The sequence below is a fragment of the Bacillus pretiosus genome, from assembly GCF_051294775.1.
Lineage (GTDB): Bacteria > Bacillota > Bacilli > Bacillales > Bacillaceae_G > Bacillus_A > Bacillus_A wiedmannii.
On record NZ_JBPPHF010000002.1, the window covers coordinates 772,553 to 791,430 of the forward strand.

Consider the following 18,878-nt stretch of genomic DNA (forward strand, 5'->3'; position numbering starts at 1 on the left):
TATAATAGGCGATGTGGTTGACCGAACATCGCCTATTATATACAATAGATGATGTAGTACTCACGTCTATACAACTAAAAAAATACTGTAATTTAAAGGAGATAAATTATCATGGAAAAAATCTTTAAAGTAACTAGCGACTCAGGAATTCATGCTCGTCCAGCAACTCTACTTGTAAACACTGCAAGCAAATTTGGTTCTGACATTAACTTAGAGTATAACGGAAAAAACGTTAACTTAAAATCAATCATGGGCGTTATGTCTTTAGGCATTCAACAAAACGCAGAAATTAAAATCACTGCAAATGGTGATGATGCAGCTCAAGCACTAGCAGCTATCGAAGAAACTATGAAAAACGAAGGATTAGGAGAATAATGACTCTTAATATTCAAGGGATCGCTGCATCAAGTGGGATTGCTATTGCAAAGGCTTTCAGACTTGAGAATCCTGAATTTAACATCGAAAAGAAATCAATTACAAACGAAGCTGCTGAAATTGCACGCTTAGACGCTGCGCTTGAGAAAGCAAAAACTGAATTAGAAGCAATTAAGGACCATGCTTTTGCTGAGCTGGGTGCTGATAAAGCTGCGATCTTTGAAGCACATTTATTAGTGTTAAATGATCCAGAACTAGTAAACCCAGTAAAAGATAAAGTAAATAGTGAAAAAGTAAATGCTGAATTTGCAATGGATGAAGTTGCATCCATGTTTATTTCTATGTTCGAAAACATGGATAACGAATATATGAAAGAACGCGCTGCGGACATTCGTGACGTAACAAAACGTGTTCTTGCACATTTACTAGGAATTAACTTCTCAAACCCTGGTACAATTTCTGAAGAAGTAATCATCATTGCTGAAGATTTAACACCATCTGATACAGCTCAGTTAAACCGTAAGTATGCAAAAGGTTTTACAACTGATATCGGTGGACGTACATCTCACTCTGCAATTATGGCTCGTTCTATGGAAATTCCTGCAGTTGTTGGTACGAAAGTTGTTATGGAGAAAATCCAAAACGGCGATATCGTAATCATCGACGGTTTAGATGGAGAAGTAATTGTAAATCCATCAGAAGAAACTCTTCGTTCTTTTGAAGAAAAGAAAGCGAAATTTGAAGAGCAAAAAACTGAATGGGCAAAATTAAAAGACCAAGCTACTGTAACAATTGATGGACATCACGTTGAGCTTGTTGCAAATATCGGAACACCAAATGATGTACAAGGTATTATCGATAATGGCGGAGAAGGCGTTGGTTTATACCGTACAGAATTCTTATACATGGGCCGTGACAATCTTCCAACAGAAGAAGAGCAGTTCGAAGCGTATAAAGCAGTTCTTGAAGGTGTAAAAGAAGGTCAACCTGTTGTTGTTCGTACACTTGACATCGGTGGAGATAAAGAGCTTCCATACTTACATTTACCAAAAGAAATGAACCCATTCTTAGGATACCGTGCAATTCGCTTATGTCTTGATGAGCAAGATGTGTTCCGCACACAACTTCGTGCATTACTTCGTGCTAGCGTATACGGTAACTTAAAAATTATGTTCCCAATGATTGCAACTCTTGATGAGTTCCGTCAAGCGAAAGCAATCTTATTAGAAGAGAAAGCGAAACTTGTAGAAGCGGGTACAACTGTTTCTGATTCTATTGAAGTGGGTATGATGGTTGAAATCCCAGCTTCAGCAGTATTAGCAGATCAATTCGCAAAAGAAGTTGATTTCTTCTCTATCGGAACAAATGACTTAATTCAATACACAATGGCTGCAGACCGTATGAACGAACAAGTAGCTTACTTATACCAACCATATAACCCATCTATTTTACGTCTTGTAAAAATGGTTATCGATGCTGCTCATAAAGAAGGCAAATGGGCTGGCATGTGTGGTGAGATGGCGGGCGATTCACTTGCTATCCCATTATTATTAGGATTAGGTTTAGATGAGTTCAGTATGAGTGCAACATCTATTCTTCCTGCAAGAACACAACTAAGCAAGTTGTCAAAAGCAGAAATGGAAACATTAGCAGAAAAAGCATTAATGATGTCAACTGCTGAAGAAGTTGTTGAACTAGTTAAAAGCATATAATCAATAAAAAAACCTGAGTCGATTTGAAATCGGTCTCAGGTTTTTTCTATGAGAAAAGTAAATCTTATTTTCTTACTATAGAGGATAAGGAACGGAATTAGATAGCGATAGCAACGATATCAGTTGGGCATACACGTAAAATACCAGTAAAAGTATTTCGGTTTTGATTGTGCTTATCATCTTTGTTATTATCTTTATTATCTTTGTCATTGTTATTACGAGCTAAAGCAGAGAAAAGAGCAACGCCGTTAGCGAAACCTTCAAAAATTACATTGTTGAATGTTCCGTTACCTCTAATGCTTAAAAGAGAAAGTTCTGTTCCAACTGAAATGCTAGCAAGTACGTTACATACAGCTGGTTGTTGTGGTTTTACCTCTCTCTCTTTCTCGCGATGGTCACGATGGTCGCACTCTCTTTCACGATGATGACAGTCTCTAAAGTTATCACAGCATCCAAATGATCCAAACATAATCCTCATCACCCCCTTCACACTTATAATCTATGTAAGTTCGGTAGTGAGTGACTGGACAGAGAGTGGATTTTTTTCTGGGGGATTTTCTCATTTTAAAAGACTAGCTGGGTGTTTAGTATGGAATGATGTTTAAAATAGGGAAAATATCACAAAAAAGTGTAAAGACCACCGAAATGAATGAAATAGGTAGGCTTTACACTTTTTTACTTTTATATAAAACGATGATATATACAGGGAGAGCTAAGAGTAGTGGTGCAATGGATCTTGCAGTATGTTTTTCTGCGTCTAATTTGAACGCTTCTTCTTTTGGGAATTGTAACACTGATATGTTTGTAGCATCGCCAATAAAATATAACAGAAGTACAGTTACTATGTAACTTAAAAGTGCGATAAAGCTTCCGTATGAACTCAATGAAAATCCCTCTCTTGTTATCTATTTGTTATCATTGTATCATAATTGTAACAAAAACACACGGTTATATTTCGATACTTTAACAAAATTCGACATGAAACGTCATTTATGTGTATGGGAATAGCATAAAGTTTACTGTTTTTTTATGTATAGATGTCGAATAATACATTGTAATATTACGGGTGTGTGACAGGATAAAAAAGAAACGAAGGTAATGAAATTACCTTCGTTTCTTTTTTATCCTGTATTAAAGAGCAGTAAGACCCCCACCTCAAAATTCAGCGAAAGCAAAGAAGTTAGGCGGAGGATTAACTGTCCATAAAAACCGATTATAGTTTCACTTTATTATTTTGCCCATTCACTCACTTGTTCTACGCTCATTCGTGGTGCAGGATGACCTTTTAAAGTTGATTCACCAATTGTAATAAGCATAATTGGTACGTAACGAGATGAAACATTGAATTCTTCTGTAAGTGCTTGTGGGTTGAAACCACCAATAGCACAAGTATCCCAGCCAGTTGCTTTAGCCGCAAGCATAAGTTGCATTGCTGCTAAAGATGCATTTGAAAAGGCTGCATCTCTTGGGAATTGCTCACGAGCATATGCAGACTCAATATTTTTAGCTAAGCGCTCTTTTGCTTCTTCTTTCATAAATCCTTGTTCTACAATTGGACCATAAACTGGTTCAACGTTTTTATAAGCTTCTAAATCACCTAAAATAGCGACTACAGCAGAAGCATCAAGTATTTGTTGCTGGTTATAAGCAATTGGATGCAATCGTTTCTGTACATCTTCACCTTGGAATACAAGGAATTTCCAGTGCTGCAAGTTCCAAGCAGAAGGTGCTTGAGCAGCTCCCTTTAAAATCTCGTGTAACTCTGTAGATGAAATTTCTTTCTCTGGGTTGAATGCACGTGTAGATGTGCGCTCGTATAGAACATTAAAAAAGTTGTCGTTTGTCATTATATATCCTCCAAGTAACATATCAAATTATAAAAAAATACATGTAATATATTCTACTTACATTTTGTAAGTTGTCGAATTTAAGAATATAATATCTTTATTTTAATTGTCAAGTTTTAAAGAGGAAGCTAGGGCATTCATACAAACGATACAATTCCTATAATCATACACTAGAAAAGGAATTTATAGAGAAAAAGCGAAGAGAGCATTCTCAATTAGCTTGTTAATATGTATCCCTCACTCATTAAAGTATTTAGAGAACAGTCTTTTTATAAAATGTTTGTGAGGAATGCAGTAGAACAAGATATATGAAGTGAGTGAAGACTAGTGATGAACATACTACATTTTTTATTAGAGAATACGGTTTTCCAAAATGTATTACAAGATCTTCAGTTAAATGTCCTTTATATAGAAAATGGATGTACACATCAACAAACGATAGAAAATATTCATCCAAAATGTATGTTTATAGCAAATAGTTTTGAAGAAGGAGAATTATTGTTTCAGAGAACAAAACCACATATTGTAATTATGTATGTAACAGATTTTTCTCAAATAAAATATATAAAGAATATGTATAATCCACAGAGTACATTTATTGTCATTTGGGATCAACAGATAACAAGCGAGTTTGCAGAGGTGCTTACGTTAGGAATACGTAATATTGTGATAGCTCCTGTGACTCCACAAATGGTGTTAGAGGAAGTGAATAAGAGTTTGTATCAGCTTTCTTTAGTGCGGCAAGTAAGTTTGCAACAAGAATTACTTCAAACGATGTTTGATTTTCAAAATGATCTATTATTTATAGTAGAAGACGATGAGATTGTTGATTGTAATACAAATTTTTTAGAGTTTTTCGGATATGAAAATTTATTTGCCTATCGTGAGCAACATTTAGTATTTGCTGAACATTTTATTAGAGAAAACGGATACTATTCAACAACTCACGATATAACATGGTTAGATGATACATTATCATATGATAGAAGAATTAAGATGTACAATTATGAAGGGGAAGTGTCAACTTTTTTATTGCGCGCGACACCACTGCCAGAAGATTTATCAAGATTTATTGTGAAGTGTACAGAGATTACAGAATTAGATGAAATCTATCAAGAACAAGAAAGGCTTGCTATGATAGATTCGTTAACAGAGATTTATAATCGTTTGAAGTTCCAACAAATACTAGAGGCAGAATGGGATAATGCAATGCGTAACGATGAAAAAATAGCACTTATTTTATTTGACATAGATAATTTTAAAACAGTAAATGACACGTATGGCCATGATTTTGGTGACTTAGCATTAATTCAGCTTGCAGAGCTTATGAAATCTAAAGTGGAGCAGCAACATGTATTTGCAAGGTGGGGAGGAGAAGAATTTATTATATTAGTAACTAACACAGTAGAAAAAGAAGCATTTCAGGTTGCGGAATCATTACGATTTTTCATTGAAACAAAGCAGTTCTCCGGAATTTCGAAATTAACAGCGAGTTTTGGAGTCGCGTTATATGAACAAGGGATTACAAGAGAAGAATTAATGCAACGAGCGGATATTGCATTATATGAAGCGAAAAAAAATGGAAAAAATCAAGTGTGTGTATATAGAAAAGAAAAAAAGTGATTTTTCGCAACAAATTGTTGCGATTTTTTTTTATTGTTTGATAATAGAATGTAGGGGGGATTTTGAACGAAGGAATTATGGAGGAACAACATGATAAAAAAATAATGACGATGGCTTCGCTGTCTGATGTAGTTTGTGGTGGAGTATACTATTTTTTCTATAACCCCAATATAAAGGGAAGCACTGTATTGACAACTAAGGTGAATCCTACTATTGAATCAGAAGTACAGGAGAATATAGAAGAAAAAAAGAACAACAAATTGATTATGCTAGTATATCTCAAAAGTTAGATCAATATTTAATAGGAAAGCAATTTAATGGGACAGTTTTAGTAACAGATAAAGAGCATGTTATATTGAATAAAGGATATGGATATGCTGATGTTCAATATAAGATAGAGAATACGCCTCAAACAAAATATCGTGTCGGTTCTATTACGAAAACCGTTGTAGCAACATCTATTTTACAGCTGCAGGAACAAGGGAAGTTAAATATTCAAGATAATGTAAATAAATATATTCCCTCTTTTCCAGTAGATAAAAATATTACCTTATATCATTTGTTAACACATACATCAGGTTTACCGGAAAGTGGAAAAGGGAAAGTGAATGCCGCTTCTCGTATAAATTTAGTAAATTGGATTGGAAGTCAAAAATTAGAATTTCCACCAGGCTCAGGCTGGAGATATACAGATTATAATTATATGGTGCTTGCCTATATTATAGAAAGTATATCAAAAAAACCTTTAGGAGATTACATAAAAGAAAATATATTTACTAAAGCAGAAATGTATGAATCTGGTATGGGAAATATGGTTCAGGGAGATCAGCATTTTACTAAAGGATATGTAAAGAAAGAGAATGTGCTTGAACCTGCACAAAAATTGTTAATGGAGTGGTTATACGGGTGCGGTGAGATGTATACGACAGTTGGTGATATGAAGAAGTTAGACGAAGCGATTATAAATGGGAAACTTCTTTCTGAGCAAAGTAGACAAGCGATGTTTTCACCTTCAACAGAACGAAAATATGCATATAGTTTTTACATATATCCGGATTATTTTCATAATCATGGTGTACTATCTGGTTGGAACACTTTCAATAATTTTAATAAAGAAAAAGGCACTTTTGTTATATTATTTTCAAATGTGAAAAATAGTATAGATGATGATTTTAATAATGAGTTTCGAAAGATGGTAAGTGATTTATTAGAACAAAGGGGATGAGAAAATGGAATGTAAAAATGTATCAATAGGTTTCATCGGTATTGGTGTAATGGGAAAAAGTATGGTGCGTCATTTAATGCAAGACGGCTATAAAGTATATGTATATAATAGAACGAAAACGAAGACAGACTCTTTAGTGCAAGATGGTGCGAATTGGTGTGATACACCGAAAGAGTTAGTGAAGCAAGTTGATGTTGTAATGACTATGGTTGGATATCCACATGATGTAGAAGAAGTGTATTTTGGGATAGATGGAATTTTGGAGAATGCAAATGAAGGTACGATAGCAATTGATTTCACGACATCTACACCAACATTGGCAAAACGTATTAACGAAACCGGTAAAAGTAAGAATGTATATACGTTAGATGCGCCTGTATCTGGAGGAGACGTTGGTGCGAAAGAAGCAAGGCTCGCAATTATGGTCGGTGGCGAAAAAGAAATATATGAAAAATGTTTACCGTTATTTGAAAAACTAGGGACAAATATTCAGTTGCAAGGACCAGCTGGAAGTGGACAACATACAAAAATGTGCAATCAAATTGCGATTGCTTCTAACATGATTGGAGTATGTGAAGCTGTTGCTTATGCGAAAAAAGCTGGACTAGACCCAGATAAAGTATTAGAGAGTATTTCAACGGGAGCAGCAGGTAGCTGGTCATTGAGTAACTTAGCTCCCCGAATGTTAAAGGGAGATTTTGAACCAGGGTTTTATGTAAAGCATTTTATGAAAGATATGAAGATAGCTTTAGATGAGGCTGAAAAATTGCAATTGCCAGTGCCAGGTTTAAGTTTGGCGAAGGAATTGTATGAGGAGTTAATGAAAGATGGGGAAGAGAATAGCGGAACACAAGTTTTATACAAAAAATACATAAGGGGGTAAATGAGATGGATCTTCAAAAATTTGATGAGATGATTGATACTGTTCAGCGAACAACTTGTATACAAATTAGTGCAAAACAAAAAGAAGCTTTTAAACAAAAATATGATTTTGAGCCGGAATTCGAATATGGAAGAGATGAGAAGGGGCATTATGTTATTCGAGCTTCAAAAAAGATGTTAGAAGAAATGGATTTTTATTTGGCATTGAAATATGATCGAGATGGGGTTGATCTTTATATGCAAGCAGAGATTGACGGTATATGTCACGTATCTGTTAGCTATAGTGAAGATGTCCTACATTTACAAGAATTGTTTCAATTTCTAGAAGAAAATAAATAAAAGTCCTCATTTGAGGACTTTTATTTATTTAGGTATATTTAATTTTTATAATTATAAGCTAGAAGCTCGGCGGCATCGTTCAATTGGGAATGGAATAACTTGCGCGATGTGATTAGGACCAAATTGTTTTGCACGAGCATGGCGTACTATATAAAATGCACACAGAATTGAAACAGGAATAGCGCCGAATAAACCGAAAAATAAAGCGCTTACACAAGATGCGACAAAACCTAAAACACCAACTTCTAACTCTTCCATAATAGCTCCTAGAATAACAGGAAGTGCTCCACACGTAACCCCTAGTATAAGTGCGATAAGTAAACTCATGATTATCCCCCTCTGTTTGCGATATTCTTTTCCTTTTTATTTAATAGTAGTATACCATACGTAAAACAGAATTTTCAGAAAAAATTCAAAAAAAGTTCAATAAATGTTCAAAAAAAGTTCAGAAATACACTTAAAAAATAGAAGGGGGAGGTTGTTTTTTTTGAACGAAAGGAATCGTAAGGTTAGGTACATAAAAAATCAGGCTTATTTCATTTTTTGAAATAAGCCTGTTCCATAGGAGGATGTATATATGTAGAGTGAATAAAAGGTTGGAAAAGGGGATCCAAGTCCTTTTATTCAACTAACTACCTTAATAAATTGGAACCCAGCCTTCAGTTGTAACAAAAATACGAATAGCTACAACTTGACGATCATCTTGCAAGGTAAAATAGTGTCTTGCATTTTCTGGAACAGATATGAGATCGCCTGGCTCAAGTTCAACGTCAAAGAATTTGCCATCTTTTCCTTCAATGGCAAAGATGCCATGTCCACTAACAATAAAGCGAACTTCATCATCGGTATGATGGTGTTCTTTTTGGAAATTAATTAATAATTCGTCAAGGTTAGGTGTGCTATTTGAAAGTGAAATTACATCATGTGCTTTATAACCTCGGCGCGCTGAAACATCAGCGATTTCTTTTGAAAACACAGCTAATATTTCAGCCTTGTTTTCATCTGTTAACGAATAATTTTCATTTAAATAAGTAGGAAGTTTAGAGATGTTCCATTTCTCATATAAAACGCCTTCCTCTTGTAGAAATTTAGATACTTCTACTTCATTTTCTATGCGAGTATTTACTTCATGAATACGAATTTGCGCCATTAGAAACGCCTCCTTGAATTGATAATAGTTTTATATGAAATTGGAATAAAAACTCATAAGCTTCTAATCTTTTCTTTGCATCAAAGCTATCTCGGCCCCATACGGTAATACCGTGGTTACGAATTAATACTGCTCCCGAATCTCCTTGTATGTGCTTTCGGAAGTTTTCTCCAAGCGTTGGGATATGGGCATGGTTTTCGATAATAGGAATGTGAATTGTTGCACCTTCTTCCCAAATATCGAGAGCTTTAATAATTTCTTGATTTTGAAGGGTGACTGCATCACTATATAAATTTGTGATGACATTATTATCAGTTGTATGAACATGAAGTACGCACCCAGCATTCGTATTGTTATAAATATGTGTATGCAATATTGTTTCTGCGGAAGGGCGTAATTCAGTCTCTAATACGGGAACCCCTAGATGATCTACTAATAGAAAATCATCTGGAGTAGTTTTTGTTTTATCTTTACCACTTGCTGTAATAAGAAAAGTAAGTGGCTCATGACTAACCTTTATAGAAATATTACCACTCGTTGCTGGAAACCAATTTCGTGTTGTTAATTCTTTTTTTATCTCGCTTAAGTCATACCATTGACGAAAAAGTTGTTTCATGATTTCACCTCCAACAAATGTTTTAATTGGGTTTGAACATCGTGAAATGTTTCAAACGGTGTATAAGCAATATAATTCTCTTCACACTTTGTAATAAGGAAGTCGCGAGCGAATACTTTATCTGCTTGTTTCGCAGCTTGTAAATCAGTAATTGAATCTCCAATCACAATATGGAAGTCATCCGTATCACTTAATTTACGGATTAAAGATGATTTGCATAATCCGCAATGATTTTGACAATGATGATCACAAGGATGAGGCCACTTAACTGTAATGAATTCACTTGAAAAGTCTGTTTCATTACAGTAAATTTGCTCTTTTGGAATGATTCCTTGTAAGAGTGGATAGACGAAGAAATCCATTCCACCTGATATAACGTAAAAAGAAATGTTATTTTCATTTACAAATTGTATAAATTCATGAAAACCACTACGGATTTCAGCAGTTTTTATTAAAAATTGAATCATATCATCGTGTAGACTAGTAGGTATTAATTGAAATAATTGAGAAACACCTTCTTGAATAGACAGCTCTTGTGATAAAATTCTATTCTTTACTTCTTCGGCTTCTGGTGGTGCGAATTTTTCCATAATGGACATAATGTTATCATTATTTGTAATCGTGCCATCGAAATCACAAAATACTTGAATACTCATAATTTCACCCCATGAGAGGGATTTCCCCATATTTGTAGTGCACTATGCAAATTTATGTCATCTACTTCATGGAGTGGTGTATTTTGCAAAGTAGCATTAATTGCAGTACGGAAAGCTTTACCGCCCCCTTGCGCCCCACTTGGATGTCCATGTATCCCGCCGCCAGCATTAATAACAACATCTTTACCGAAATCTCGTACAATAAAGGGAACGAAACCAGGGTGAATACCAGCAGACGGAACAGAAAAACTCTTCTTGAAAAATGCATCGTCTTCAGTTAAATGTTTTGAGATGGCAAGAGCCTCCTCTTTTTCTAGTGCAACACTTCCGTATGGAGATGGGAATAATGAAAAGTCAGCCCCAGCATAACGTAGTAGCTTTCCTAGTAATAATGGAGAGGAAACTCCATATAACTTGGATGATGAATAAGCACCACTTACAGCAGGGTGTGCCATAATAGGAACTGGGATTTCATCATCTTCTGCAAGTGATTGTATTACATCTAGTCCGTAAGCAAATACATTAAATAATAGAATATCTGCCCCAGCTTGCACTGCGCGTTTCGCATTTTCTTTTAAATCAAAAGTTCGTCCTGTTAAATTTACGGCATATAACGTTTTATGTCCGTATGTTTCATATACGGATTGTAAAACTTCTTTTCCAGATACAATGCGTTTCGTAAGTGGTGTTAATGTATTCTCAAATAATATTTCATCATCTTTTACTATATCTACACCACCAATTGCTTGATCACGTAATTGCGTTTTTAAATACCCAATATTTCGTCCAATCATTCCTTTAAAAATACTCATTAAAAGGGGACGCTCATGCACTTGTAAAAGATTTCGAATACCATCTATCCCGAATTTTGGACCAGGGAAATATTGTTTTAACTCGTCTGAAAATGTTAAGTCGATTAATTTCACTTCACCATCAAGTGATAGCTTTCCGAATGTAGTTGTTAAAATTGCTGGTAAGTCCGGACTGAAGTTTAATAACGGATATTCGATTTTAATAATCCCGCGTTTAACTTTTTTACGTAAATACGAATTGGTATGTTCTTGTTCAGCTAGTTCCTCAACATGAATGACGTTGCCTTTATGCTGTTTTAATTGTTCTTGCAATAAGTGTGGCAAATGAGTCCAAGAGCCAATTGTTAAACCGAGTGCAATTTGCTCGGCTTTTTTTTCTAAGTTATGTGAATCATCATGGATTAAATACGTTGCTATAATTCCGCTCATTGTTAAAACCTCCTAGTTAAATAAAAAAACCTCTCAGCTAAGGAGAGGTTTTTTTACAACCAGCTCCTTATCTGTCAGCATAATGCTGCGAGAATTAGCACCGTGTCTACAATTGTAGATCGGTTGCCGGGTTTCGTCGGGCTCGTCCCTCCACCTGCTCTTGATAAGAAGTATTTAGAAATGTTTAAATTTTTAAGATAACTGAATTTTGTCAGATATTTTTCATGTTGTCAATTACTTTTTGAAAAAATTTAATTTATCAATTCGATTAATGGCTTCTCTTAATCTATCTTCTGTATGCAAGAGACCAACACGGACATACCCTTCGCCATGTTCACCAAATCCAACACCAGGAGCAACTGCAACGTGTGCTTTTTCTAGTAAAATATTAGAAAATTGCTCAGATGTATATCCTTTCGGAACAGGAAGCCATGCAAAGAATGAGCCTGTTGGAATGTCTACATTCCAACCAATTGAGTGACAAGCTGAAACAAGAGCGTTTCTTCGAGATTCGTAACTATTTACAAGGTCTATTACGCAAGACTGTGAACTTAATAGTGCTTCGCGGGCAGCATCTTGAACTGCACCAAAAATACTAACATACATATGATCTTGTAATAAGTTAATTGTCTCAATCACACTTTCATTCCCCACAGCAAAAGCGATGCGCCATCCAGCCATATTGAAAGTTTTCGATAGAGTGTAAATTTCAATACCTGTATTTTTAGCACCGTCTGCTTGCAAGAAACTAACAGGTTTTTGACCATCGAATCCAATAGCACCGTAAGCAAAATCATGAACGACTAATATATTATGTTTATTAGCAAAATGAATGGTTTCATCAAAGAAACCTTTTGATGCAGTAGCACCGGTAGGATTATTTGGATAGTTTAAAAACATTAACTTTGCACGCTTAGCGGTAGCGGCATCAATTTTTGTATAATCTGGTAAAAAATTATTTTCTGCAATAAGCGGCATTGTTTCAAATTGTGCTTTTGCTAAAGCAACTCCTGATAAATAATCTGGATAGCCTGGATCTGGAACGAGAATAGTATCACCAGGGTTTGTAAAACAAAGTGGTAATTCTACTAATCCAGCTTTTCCACCAAACAAAATAGCAACTTCTGTTTTTGGATTTACTACTACATCATATTCGCGTTGATAGAATGTTGCCACGGCTTCTTTTAAACTTTCGTGTCCGCGAAATGGTGGGTATTTATGATGAATGGTCTTTTCAGCAGCATCTTGTAAAGCTTTTACGATATGCTGCGGTGTTGGTTGATCTGGATTACCTTGACCTAGATTAATAACATCGTGACCATCTGCAACGACTTTGTTAACTTTTGCAACAAGTGAAGCAAAAAATTGTGTAGGCAATGATGTTACTATCTCAGAAGGTTGAAATAATTTCATACTTTCCACCTCTTTTGAAAGTTGTTACAATTCTAGTGACAAATGATATAATCTTTCCAGTATTTTGTAAAGAAAAAATTAAGAATGGGGCTGACAAAATGAAAGTCGCATGTATTCAAATGGATATTGTCTTTGGAGATGTAGAAAAAAATATTGAGAATGCTAAAAATAAAATAAGCGAAGCGATGAAGGAAAGACCAGATGTGATTGTCTTACCAGAACTATGGACAACGGGATATGATTTAACGAGGCTTACTGAAATTGCAGATAGGGATGGATTGCAAACGAAAGAAAAGCTGAAAGAATGGTCGAAGCAATATGGTGTACATATTGTCGGTGGGTCTATAGCGAAGCAAACAGAACAAGGTGTTACAAATACAATGTATGTGGTAAACAAGGAAGGAGAACTAGTCAATGAATATAGTAAAGTGCACTTATTTCAGCTTATGGATGAACATAAATATTTAATCGCTGGAAATAGTACAGGTGAATTTAGGCTAGATGATGTAGAGTGCGCCGGCACAATTTGTTATGATATTCGTTTTCCAGAGTGGATGCGCGTTCATACTGCGAAAGGTGCAAAAGTTTTATTTGTTGTAGCAGAATGGCCATTGGTTCGTTTAGCGCATTGGCGTTTGTTATTGCAAGCAAGAGCAGTTGAAAATCAGTGTTATGTTGTTGCATGTAATAGGGCAGGAAAGGATCCGAATAATGAGTTTGCCGGTCATTCTTTAATTGTCGATCCTTGGGGCGAAGTTGTTGTAGAAGCGAATGAAGAAGAATCAATTTTATTGGGAGAGCTTCATTTTGAGAAAATTAAAGAAGTACGCAAAGGAATTCCAGTTTTTGCAGATCGTCGTCCAGAATTATACAAATAAAATGTTGACAAGTGATTTTTATTCTTGGTATAGTCTTCAACATAAAGTTAAAAATTCAAAAAATTATACAACTCTTATCAAGAGCAGGTGGAGGGATTTGGCCCGATGAAGCCCAGCAACCGACCGTAATACCATTGTGAAATGGGGCGTTTATTTACGCCAAAAGGCACGGTGCTAATTCCAGCAGAAAGTAAACCTTTCTGGCAGATAAGAGGGGAGAAGATAAACTTCAAACCTCTTTCTTTGTGGAAAGAGGTTTTTCTACGTCAGAAAAACCTCTGAATTAAAAAAGGGGGAGAAGACGATGGGATATTATTCATTAACTGAAACGACAGCTATACAATATGCGAAAGAACACGGTTATTTTGAAAAGAAAGCAAATGTAGTTTGTCATGAAATTGGAGATGGAAATTTAAATTACGTGTTCAAATTAGATGATGGAGAGAAGTCTATTATAATAAAACAAGCACTGCCATATGCGAAAGTAGTTGGTGAGAGCTGGCCACTGTCTATAAAAAGAGCGACGATTGAAAGTAAAGCATTACAAATTTTTGCGAAGTATGTGCCGGAATATGTGCCGGTAGTGTACAGTCATGATGAAGAGTTAGCAGTAACAGTCATAGAAGATCTATCAAGGCTAACAATTGCAAGAAAAGGATTAATAGATGGAGAGGAGTACCCGCTTTTATCCCAACATATTGGTCGCTTTCTAGCACATGTGTTGTTTTATACTTCAGATTTCGGTTTACAATCAGAAGAGAAAAGGGTACTAGAAGGTGCATTTGTAAACCCAGATCTTAGTAAAATCACGGAAGATTTAGTGTTTACAGATCCGTTTAGTCATTATGATACGAATGATTATGAACCAGAGTTACAACTAGCGGTGGATGAACTATGGAGTGACAAAAATTTAAAATTAAAAGTAGCACAGTATAAATATAAATTTTTAACGAGAAAAGAAGCGCTTATTCATGGTGATTTACATACTGGTAGTATTTTTTCATCCCCTGCTGAAACGAAAGTAATTGATCCAGAATTTGCAACATATGGTCCATGTGGATTTGATCTTGGCCAATTTATTGCAAATTTATTATTAAATGCACTATCCCGTGAAGAGGAAAAAAGAAGTGTGCTATTTTTCCATATTGAGAAAACATGGAGTTATTTTGTAGAAGCTTTTACGAAGTTATGGATTGGAGAAGGTGTAGAAGCATATACGAAAGAGAAACAATGGTTGCCAATTATTTTGCAAAATATTTTTACGGATGCCGTTGGATTTGCCGGATGTGAGCTTATCCGTAGAACAATTGGCTTAGCGCATGTAGCTGATTTAGATGGAATAGCAAATAAAGAAACGAGAATTCAAGCTAAGAAACAAGCGTTATCCTTAGGTAAAGAACTAATAAAATATGAATCTAAGAGTGCTGATATTCAACTGTTCCGAACATTATTTCAACAGACAGTTTCTGGAGGGATAAAAGCATGAGTACAATTGTTACTGTTCCGAGATCTGTCAGTTGGAAAGGTGATGCCATTGCAGTATTAAATCAAACAAAGTTGCCGCATAGTACAGAATACAAAACATTAACGACGATTGAAGAGGTATGGAAAAGTATTGTCATGCTAGAAGTACGAGGAGCACCTGCAATTGGAATTGTAGCTGCATTTGGCTTGGCACTTGCATCAAAAAAATATAATACTGTACATATGGAAGAATTTCAAAAGAAGTTTAATAGAGATTGTAATTATTTAGGAACGTCACGCCCAACAGCAGTCAATTTATTTTGGGCAATCGATCGTATGAGAGAATCAATTCGAGAAATTACTACAATAAAAGAATCACAAAAAAAATTAGAAGAAGAAGCGCTTCTCATTCAGCAAGAAGATGAAGCGGTATGCCGGAGTATTGGAGAACATGCATTAACATGTTTTAAAGATGGTGATCACATTTTAACAATTTGTAACGCTGGAAGTATTGCAACTGCTAGATATGGTACTGCATTAGCACCGTTTTATATTGGGAAAGAAAAAGGTGTACGTTTACATGCGTATGCGTGTGAAACGAGACCGGTTTTACAAGGCGGGCGTTTAACGACCTGGGAATTAAAACAGGCAAATATTGATGTAACACTTATTACCGATAATACGGCAGCTCATGCTATTCAAACGAAAGAAATAAACGCGATTATTGTAGGAGCGGACCGAATTGTCGCAAATGGAGATACAGCAAATAAAATCGGAACAATGAATTTAGCTATATTAGCAAATTATTTCGATATTCCATTTTACGTTGCAGCTCCGTTATCTACGTTTGATATTACGAAACAAACAGGTACAGAAATTGTTATTGAAGAAAGAGATGAAACCGAAGTTACGAAAATTTTTGGGAAACAAGTGGCGCCAATTGGAACTGATGTTTATAATCCTGCATTTGACGTAACACCGAATGAATTAATTACAGGTATTATTACTGAAAACGGCATCATATACGGAGATTATAAACGGGAAATTGCATCATTATTTGAAAGACAAGCTAATACATAATAGCTTGTTTTTTTTATGCCTAAATGTTTTCTTTTCTCTTATTTATATAATGGAAGGAGGCGGAAAAGATGGAAGAGTGGATCAGGATGGTAGGTAATGTAGGGTTTCCGATTGTTGTAACATTATATTTACTCCATCGTATTGAAAGTAAATTAGATGGGGTAATTGTTGCAATCGAGAAACTCCCTAAACAATTACTAAAGTAGGAAGGTCCTCGCGATAGAAAGTAAAATAAAGTTTGCTCTTCGTGAGCAAACTTTATTTTTTACCCCGCATTAATGGGCAGTAAAAGCCTTCACTTTATTGAGCAGTATAACCACCATCGATAACAACGGCTTGTCCAGTTATACCTCTTGCTTTTTCACTCGCTAAAAACATAGCATAATCAGAGATTTCTTGTACTTGTAATAAGCGTTTTTGTGGTACAAGTGGATAAATAACATCTTCTAAAACATTTTCAAGTGGTACATTTCGTGTAGTAGCTAAATCTTGTAGTTGATTACGTACAAGTGGGGTATCGACATAACCAGGACAAAGCGCATTAACGGTAATTCCGTGAGTAGCGCCTTCTAAAGCGGCAACTTTTGTTAATCCGATTACGCCATGCTTCGCGCTATTGTAGGCGGATTTTCCTGCAAATCCAACGAGGCCATTAATGGAGGCTACATTAATAATTCGGCCATACTTTTGTTTTTTCATGATTGGGAAGGCATGCTTAATTGCGATAAAAGGAGAGATTTGCATAATTTTAATAAGTAGTTCAAACTTTTCAGTTGGAAAATCTTCAATTGGTGAAACGTGCTGCATTCCTGCGTTGTTAATTAATATATGTAATGAACCGAAATGAGTAACGGTTTGAGAAATTGCAGCGGTAATTTCTTCTTCAGATGTAACATCACATTTTAAACCGATAGCTTGATAGCCTTCTTTTTGTAATTGTTCAGCAGCTTCTTTTGCACGTTCTTCAAGACGATCGGTAATGACAACTTTTGCACCTTCTTTTGCGAAAGCGTTTCCCATTTCATAACCAATACCGCTTGCAGCACCTGTTAAAAAGACAACTCGATTTGTAACCATGGTGAAAAACATCCCTTCGTAATAAAATTCTCATATTGCTCTATTTAGAGAGTAGATAATAAAAATCCTGCAAAGATTTGGAAAAATATTGTTAGCTATCTTGTTTAGCAAAATAGCTTCTGCTATACTATTTTGTAAAGCAAGATACTTACGCTTATCTATCTTGTAAAACAAGATAGTGGGAGGATTTGAATTATGTCGACAAGTCAAATGCTGAAAGGGATTTTAGAAGGATGCTTACTTGCTATTATTTCTGAAGGTGAAATATACGGTTATGAAATGAGTGAAAAGCTAGCGAAGTATGGCTTTACTATGGCGAGTGAGGGAAGTATTTATCCGCTATTAATACGAATGCAAAAGGAAGGATTAATAACAAGTGTAATGAAGGAATCTCCATCTGGTCCAAAGCGGAAATATTATACATTAACAGAAAAAGGCGAGGAAGCACTTAATGAATTTATGGATCGCTGGGAAACGATGCAAAGTAGTGTAGAGCGTCTACTTGAGGGGAAGGGGAGAAAAAAATAATGTTATCAAGTGAAGCACGAAAGTTTTTATTAGATATGAGATTATTTTTAGTGGCAAAGGGTGTAAAAGAAAGCGATATTGAAAATTTTATAGAAGATGCAGAACTTCATTTAATCGAGGGTGAGAGTGATGGGAAAAGTGTAGAAGATATTTTCGGAAGCTCACCGAAAGAATATGCAAATGAACTTGTAAAAGTAATGGAAAGAGATAGACAGGAAACGTGGAGACAAATTGGTTTTACAGTAATGAATATCGTATCGTTTTGGATTATTGCTTCTATCCTAATAGTGAATAACGGATTATTACAGATCTCACTTATTCAGTGCGTTGGGTATAGTTTGTCATTGATTTTAGTTGTTATAGGTCCTAATTTTTTACTTCGCAAAATGACCTTCGTAACAAGCTTTACAAAAACGTGGTTTTCTATGTGGTTTTTAGTTATGGTAGCGCCAATGTTTTTAATGGGGGCTGTTACGATATTAGATGTAATCTATCCTACCAAAACGTTTACATTCACCCAAACGCAAAGTTATATATTAGCTGGAGCTATTTTTATGATCACAGTAGCGATAAATATATATTTTGAAGGATGGTTTAAAAACTTATATTTAATTATTCCACTTTCGATTATGTTACTGTTTAAAACATTTACATCAGAAGATCTCGTGCCAATGTTATTTCAAATTATATGTTTATACGGAAGTTTGTTTATTTTAATTTTCCTTGAAATTATGATGAAGACGAATAGAAGAGAAACGGTTAAATAAGGGAG

21 protein-coding genes, 1 pseudogene and 2 riboswitches are annotated in these 18,878 nt (G+C 35.2%); of the genes and pseudogenes, 12 read left to right on the top strand and 10 right to left on the bottom strand.

The annotated features are described in order from the left end of the window. The first annotated feature begins 111 nt into the window (after positions 1–111). Entirely contained in the window at positions 112–375 is a 264-nt protein-coding gene (ptsH, locus tag ACSG5Z_RS12345) for a phosphocarrier protein HPr (protein ID WP_000411080.1), read from the top strand. Then, entirely contained in the window at positions 375–2,087 is a 1,713-nt protein-coding gene (gene ptsP, locus ACSG5Z_RS12350; RefSeq protein WP_435711499.1) for a phosphoenolpyruvate--protein phosphotransferase, read from the top strand. Before ptsH ends, ptsP begins: the two co-directional genes overlap by 1 nt. A gap of 97 nt (positions 2,088–2,184) precedes the next feature. Here the strand turns inward: ptsP and ACSG5Z_RS12355 are convergent, their stop codons facing one another. The 3 genes from ACSG5Z_RS12355 to ACSG5Z_RS12365 all read right to left on the bottom strand — a co-directional run bounded on the left by ACSG5Z_RS12355 (position 2,185) and on the right by ACSG5Z_RS12365 (position 3,934). After that, the gene (locus ACSG5Z_RS12355; protein WP_137013680.1) at positions 2,185–2,556 is read right to left on the bottom strand and encodes a DUF3915 domain-containing protein; all 372 of its coding nucleotides are present in this window, start codon (positions 2,554–2,556) and stop codon (positions 2,185–2,187) included. A gap of 196 nt (positions 2,557–2,752) precedes the next feature. After that, on the bottom strand, positions 2,753–2,971 hold the full coding sequence (locus ACSG5Z_RS12360) for a hypothetical protein (RefSeq protein ID WP_088064340.1): 219 nt from the start codon (positions 2,969–2,971) through the stop codon (positions 2,753–2,755). Positions 2,972–3,316: 345 nt separating this feature from the next. Further along, on the bottom strand, positions 3,317–3,934 hold the full coding sequence (locus tag ACSG5Z_RS12365) for a nitroreductase family protein (RefSeq protein ID WP_000180385.1): 618 nt from the start codon (positions 3,932–3,934) through the stop codon (positions 3,317–3,319). Between the two features lie 330 nt (positions 3,935–4,264). Here ACSG5Z_RS12365 and ACSG5Z_RS12370 point away from each other — a divergent pair, with 330 nt between their 5' ends. The 4 genes and pseudogenes from ACSG5Z_RS12370 to ACSG5Z_RS12385 all read left to right on the top strand — a co-directional run bounded on the left by ACSG5Z_RS12370 (position 4,265) and on the right by ACSG5Z_RS12385 (position 8,003). Further along, positions 4,265–5,557, top strand: coding sequence for a GGDEF domain-containing protein (locus ACSG5Z_RS12370; RefSeq protein WP_435711500.1), 1,293 nt, complete (start codon positions 4,265–4,267; stop codon positions 5,555–5,557). Between the two features lie 77 nt (positions 5,558–5,634). After that, positions 5,635–6,782: pseudogene (locus ACSG5Z_RS12375) on the top strand (serine hydrolase domain-containing protein). A 4-nt stretch (positions 6,783–6,786) separates the two neighbouring features. Further along, entirely contained in the window at positions 6,787–7,665 is an 879-nt protein-coding gene (locus tag ACSG5Z_RS12380) for an NAD(P)-dependent oxidoreductase (protein ID WP_087985116.1), read from the top strand. A gap of 5 nt (positions 7,666–7,670) precedes the next feature. Further along, positions 7,671–8,003 carry a DUF3909 family protein gene (locus tag ACSG5Z_RS12385; protein ID WP_087985115.1) on the top strand — a complete coding sequence of 111 codons (333 nt, stop codon included), beginning with the start codon at positions 7,671–7,673 and terminating at the stop codon, positions 8,001–8,003. Positions 8,004–8,054: 51 nt separating this feature from the next. On the opposite strand, the gene ACSG5Z_RS12390 is transcribed toward ACSG5Z_RS12385, so the two are convergent. From ACSG5Z_RS12390 to ACSG5Z_RS12415, 6 genes are all read right to left on the bottom strand, one after another. Further along, complete coding sequence (locus tag ACSG5Z_RS12390; RefSeq protein WP_000054671.1) at positions 8,055–8,330, bottom strand: hypothetical protein; 276 nt, start codon at positions 8,328–8,330, stop codon at positions 8,055–8,057. 310 nt (positions 8,331–8,640) lie between these two features. Continuing rightward, positions 8,641–9,153 carry an acireductone dioxygenase gene (gene mtnD, locus ACSG5Z_RS12395; RefSeq protein ID WP_000057324.1) on the bottom strand — a complete coding sequence of 171 codons (513 nt, stop codon included), beginning with the start codon at positions 9,151–9,153 and terminating at the stop codon, positions 8,641–8,643. Next, entirely contained in the window at positions 9,131–9,769 is a 639-nt protein-coding gene (locus tag ACSG5Z_RS12400; RefSeq protein ID WP_000811328.1) for a methylthioribulose 1-phosphate dehydratase, read from the bottom strand. Before ACSG5Z_RS12400 ends, mtnD begins: the two co-directional genes overlap by 23 nt. Continuing rightward, on the bottom strand, positions 9,766–10,425 hold the full coding sequence (locus ACSG5Z_RS12405; RefSeq protein WP_147786673.1) for a 2-hydroxy-3-keto-5-methylthiopentenyl-1-phosphate phosphatase: 660 nt from the start codon (positions 10,423–10,425) through the stop codon (positions 9,766–9,768). Before ACSG5Z_RS12405 ends, ACSG5Z_RS12400 begins: the two co-directional genes overlap by 4 nt. Beyond that, positions 10,422–11,666: a 2,3-diketo-5-methylthiopentyl-1-phosphate enolase gene (mtnW, locus tag ACSG5Z_RS12410; protein ID WP_137012409.1), complete on the bottom strand. Its 1,245-nt coding sequence runs from the start codon at positions 11,664–11,666 to the stop codon at positions 10,422–10,424. Before mtnW ends, ACSG5Z_RS12405 begins: the two co-directional genes overlap by 4 nt. Before the next feature lie 64 nt (positions 11,667–11,730). Further along, positions 11,731–11,836, bottom strand: a riboswitch (SAM riboswitch). A 64-nt stretch (positions 11,837–11,900) separates the two neighbouring features. Further along, positions 11,901–13,079 (bottom strand): pyridoxal phosphate-dependent aminotransferase, encoded by a 1,179-nt coding sequence (locus ACSG5Z_RS12415; protein ID WP_435711501.1) that lies wholly within the window; start codon positions 13,077–13,079, stop codon positions 11,901–11,903. A 14-nt stretch (positions 13,080–13,093) separates the two neighbouring features. On the opposite strand from ACSG5Z_RS12415, the gene ACSG5Z_RS12420 reads away from it, so the two are divergent. The 4 genes from ACSG5Z_RS12420 to ACSG5Z_RS12435 all read left to right on the top strand — a co-directional run bounded on the left by ACSG5Z_RS12420 (position 13,094) and on the right by ACSG5Z_RS12435 (position 16,707). Next, positions 13,094–13,957 (top strand): carbon-nitrogen family hydrolase, encoded by an 864-nt coding sequence (locus ACSG5Z_RS12420; protein ID WP_141542705.1) that lies wholly within the window; start codon positions 13,094–13,096, stop codon positions 13,955–13,957. 71 nt (positions 13,958–14,028) lie between these two features. Beyond that, positions 14,029–14,171, top strand: a riboswitch (SAM riboswitch). Between the two features lie 90 nt (positions 14,172–14,261). Beyond that, complete coding sequence (gene mtnK, locus ACSG5Z_RS12425; RefSeq protein ID WP_088064335.1) at positions 14,262–15,443, top strand: S-methyl-5-thioribose kinase; 1,182 nt, start codon at positions 14,262–14,264, stop codon at positions 15,441–15,443. Further along, positions 15,440–16,501, top strand: a complete 1,062-nt coding sequence (mtnA, locus tag ACSG5Z_RS12430) for an S-methyl-5-thioribose-1-phosphate isomerase (RefSeq protein WP_137012407.1) — start codon at positions 15,440–15,442, stop codon at positions 16,499–16,501. Before mtnK ends, mtnA begins: the two co-directional genes overlap by 4 nt. 68 nt (positions 16,502–16,569) lie before the next feature. Then, on the top strand, positions 16,570–16,707 hold the full coding sequence (locus ACSG5Z_RS12435; RefSeq protein WP_000393345.1) for a YvrJ family protein: 138 nt from the start codon (positions 16,570–16,572) through the stop codon (positions 16,705–16,707). A gap of 94 nt (positions 16,708–16,801) precedes the next feature. Here ACSG5Z_RS12435 and ACSG5Z_RS12440 read toward each other — a convergent pair whose 3' ends face one another. After that, the gene (locus ACSG5Z_RS12440; RefSeq protein WP_435711502.1) at positions 16,802–17,578 is read right to left on the bottom strand and encodes a 3-hydroxybutyrate dehydrogenase; all 777 of its coding nucleotides are present in this window, start codon (positions 17,576–17,578) and stop codon (positions 16,802–16,804) included. Between the two features lie 195 nt (positions 17,579–17,773). On the opposite strand from ACSG5Z_RS12440, the gene ACSG5Z_RS12445 reads away from it, so the two are divergent. Beyond that, positions 17,774–18,106, top strand: coding sequence for a PadR family transcriptional regulator (locus ACSG5Z_RS12445; protein WP_097889645.1), 333 nt, complete (start codon positions 17,774–17,776; stop codon positions 18,104–18,106). Next, positions 18,106–18,873 carry a DUF1129 domain-containing protein gene (locus ACSG5Z_RS12450; RefSeq protein WP_435711503.1) on the top strand — a complete coding sequence of 256 codons (768 nt, stop codon included), beginning with the start codon at positions 18,106–18,108 and terminating at the stop codon, positions 18,871–18,873. Before ACSG5Z_RS12445 ends, ACSG5Z_RS12450 begins: the two co-directional genes overlap by 1 nt. The last annotated feature ends 5 nt before the right edge of the window (positions 18,874–18,878 follow it).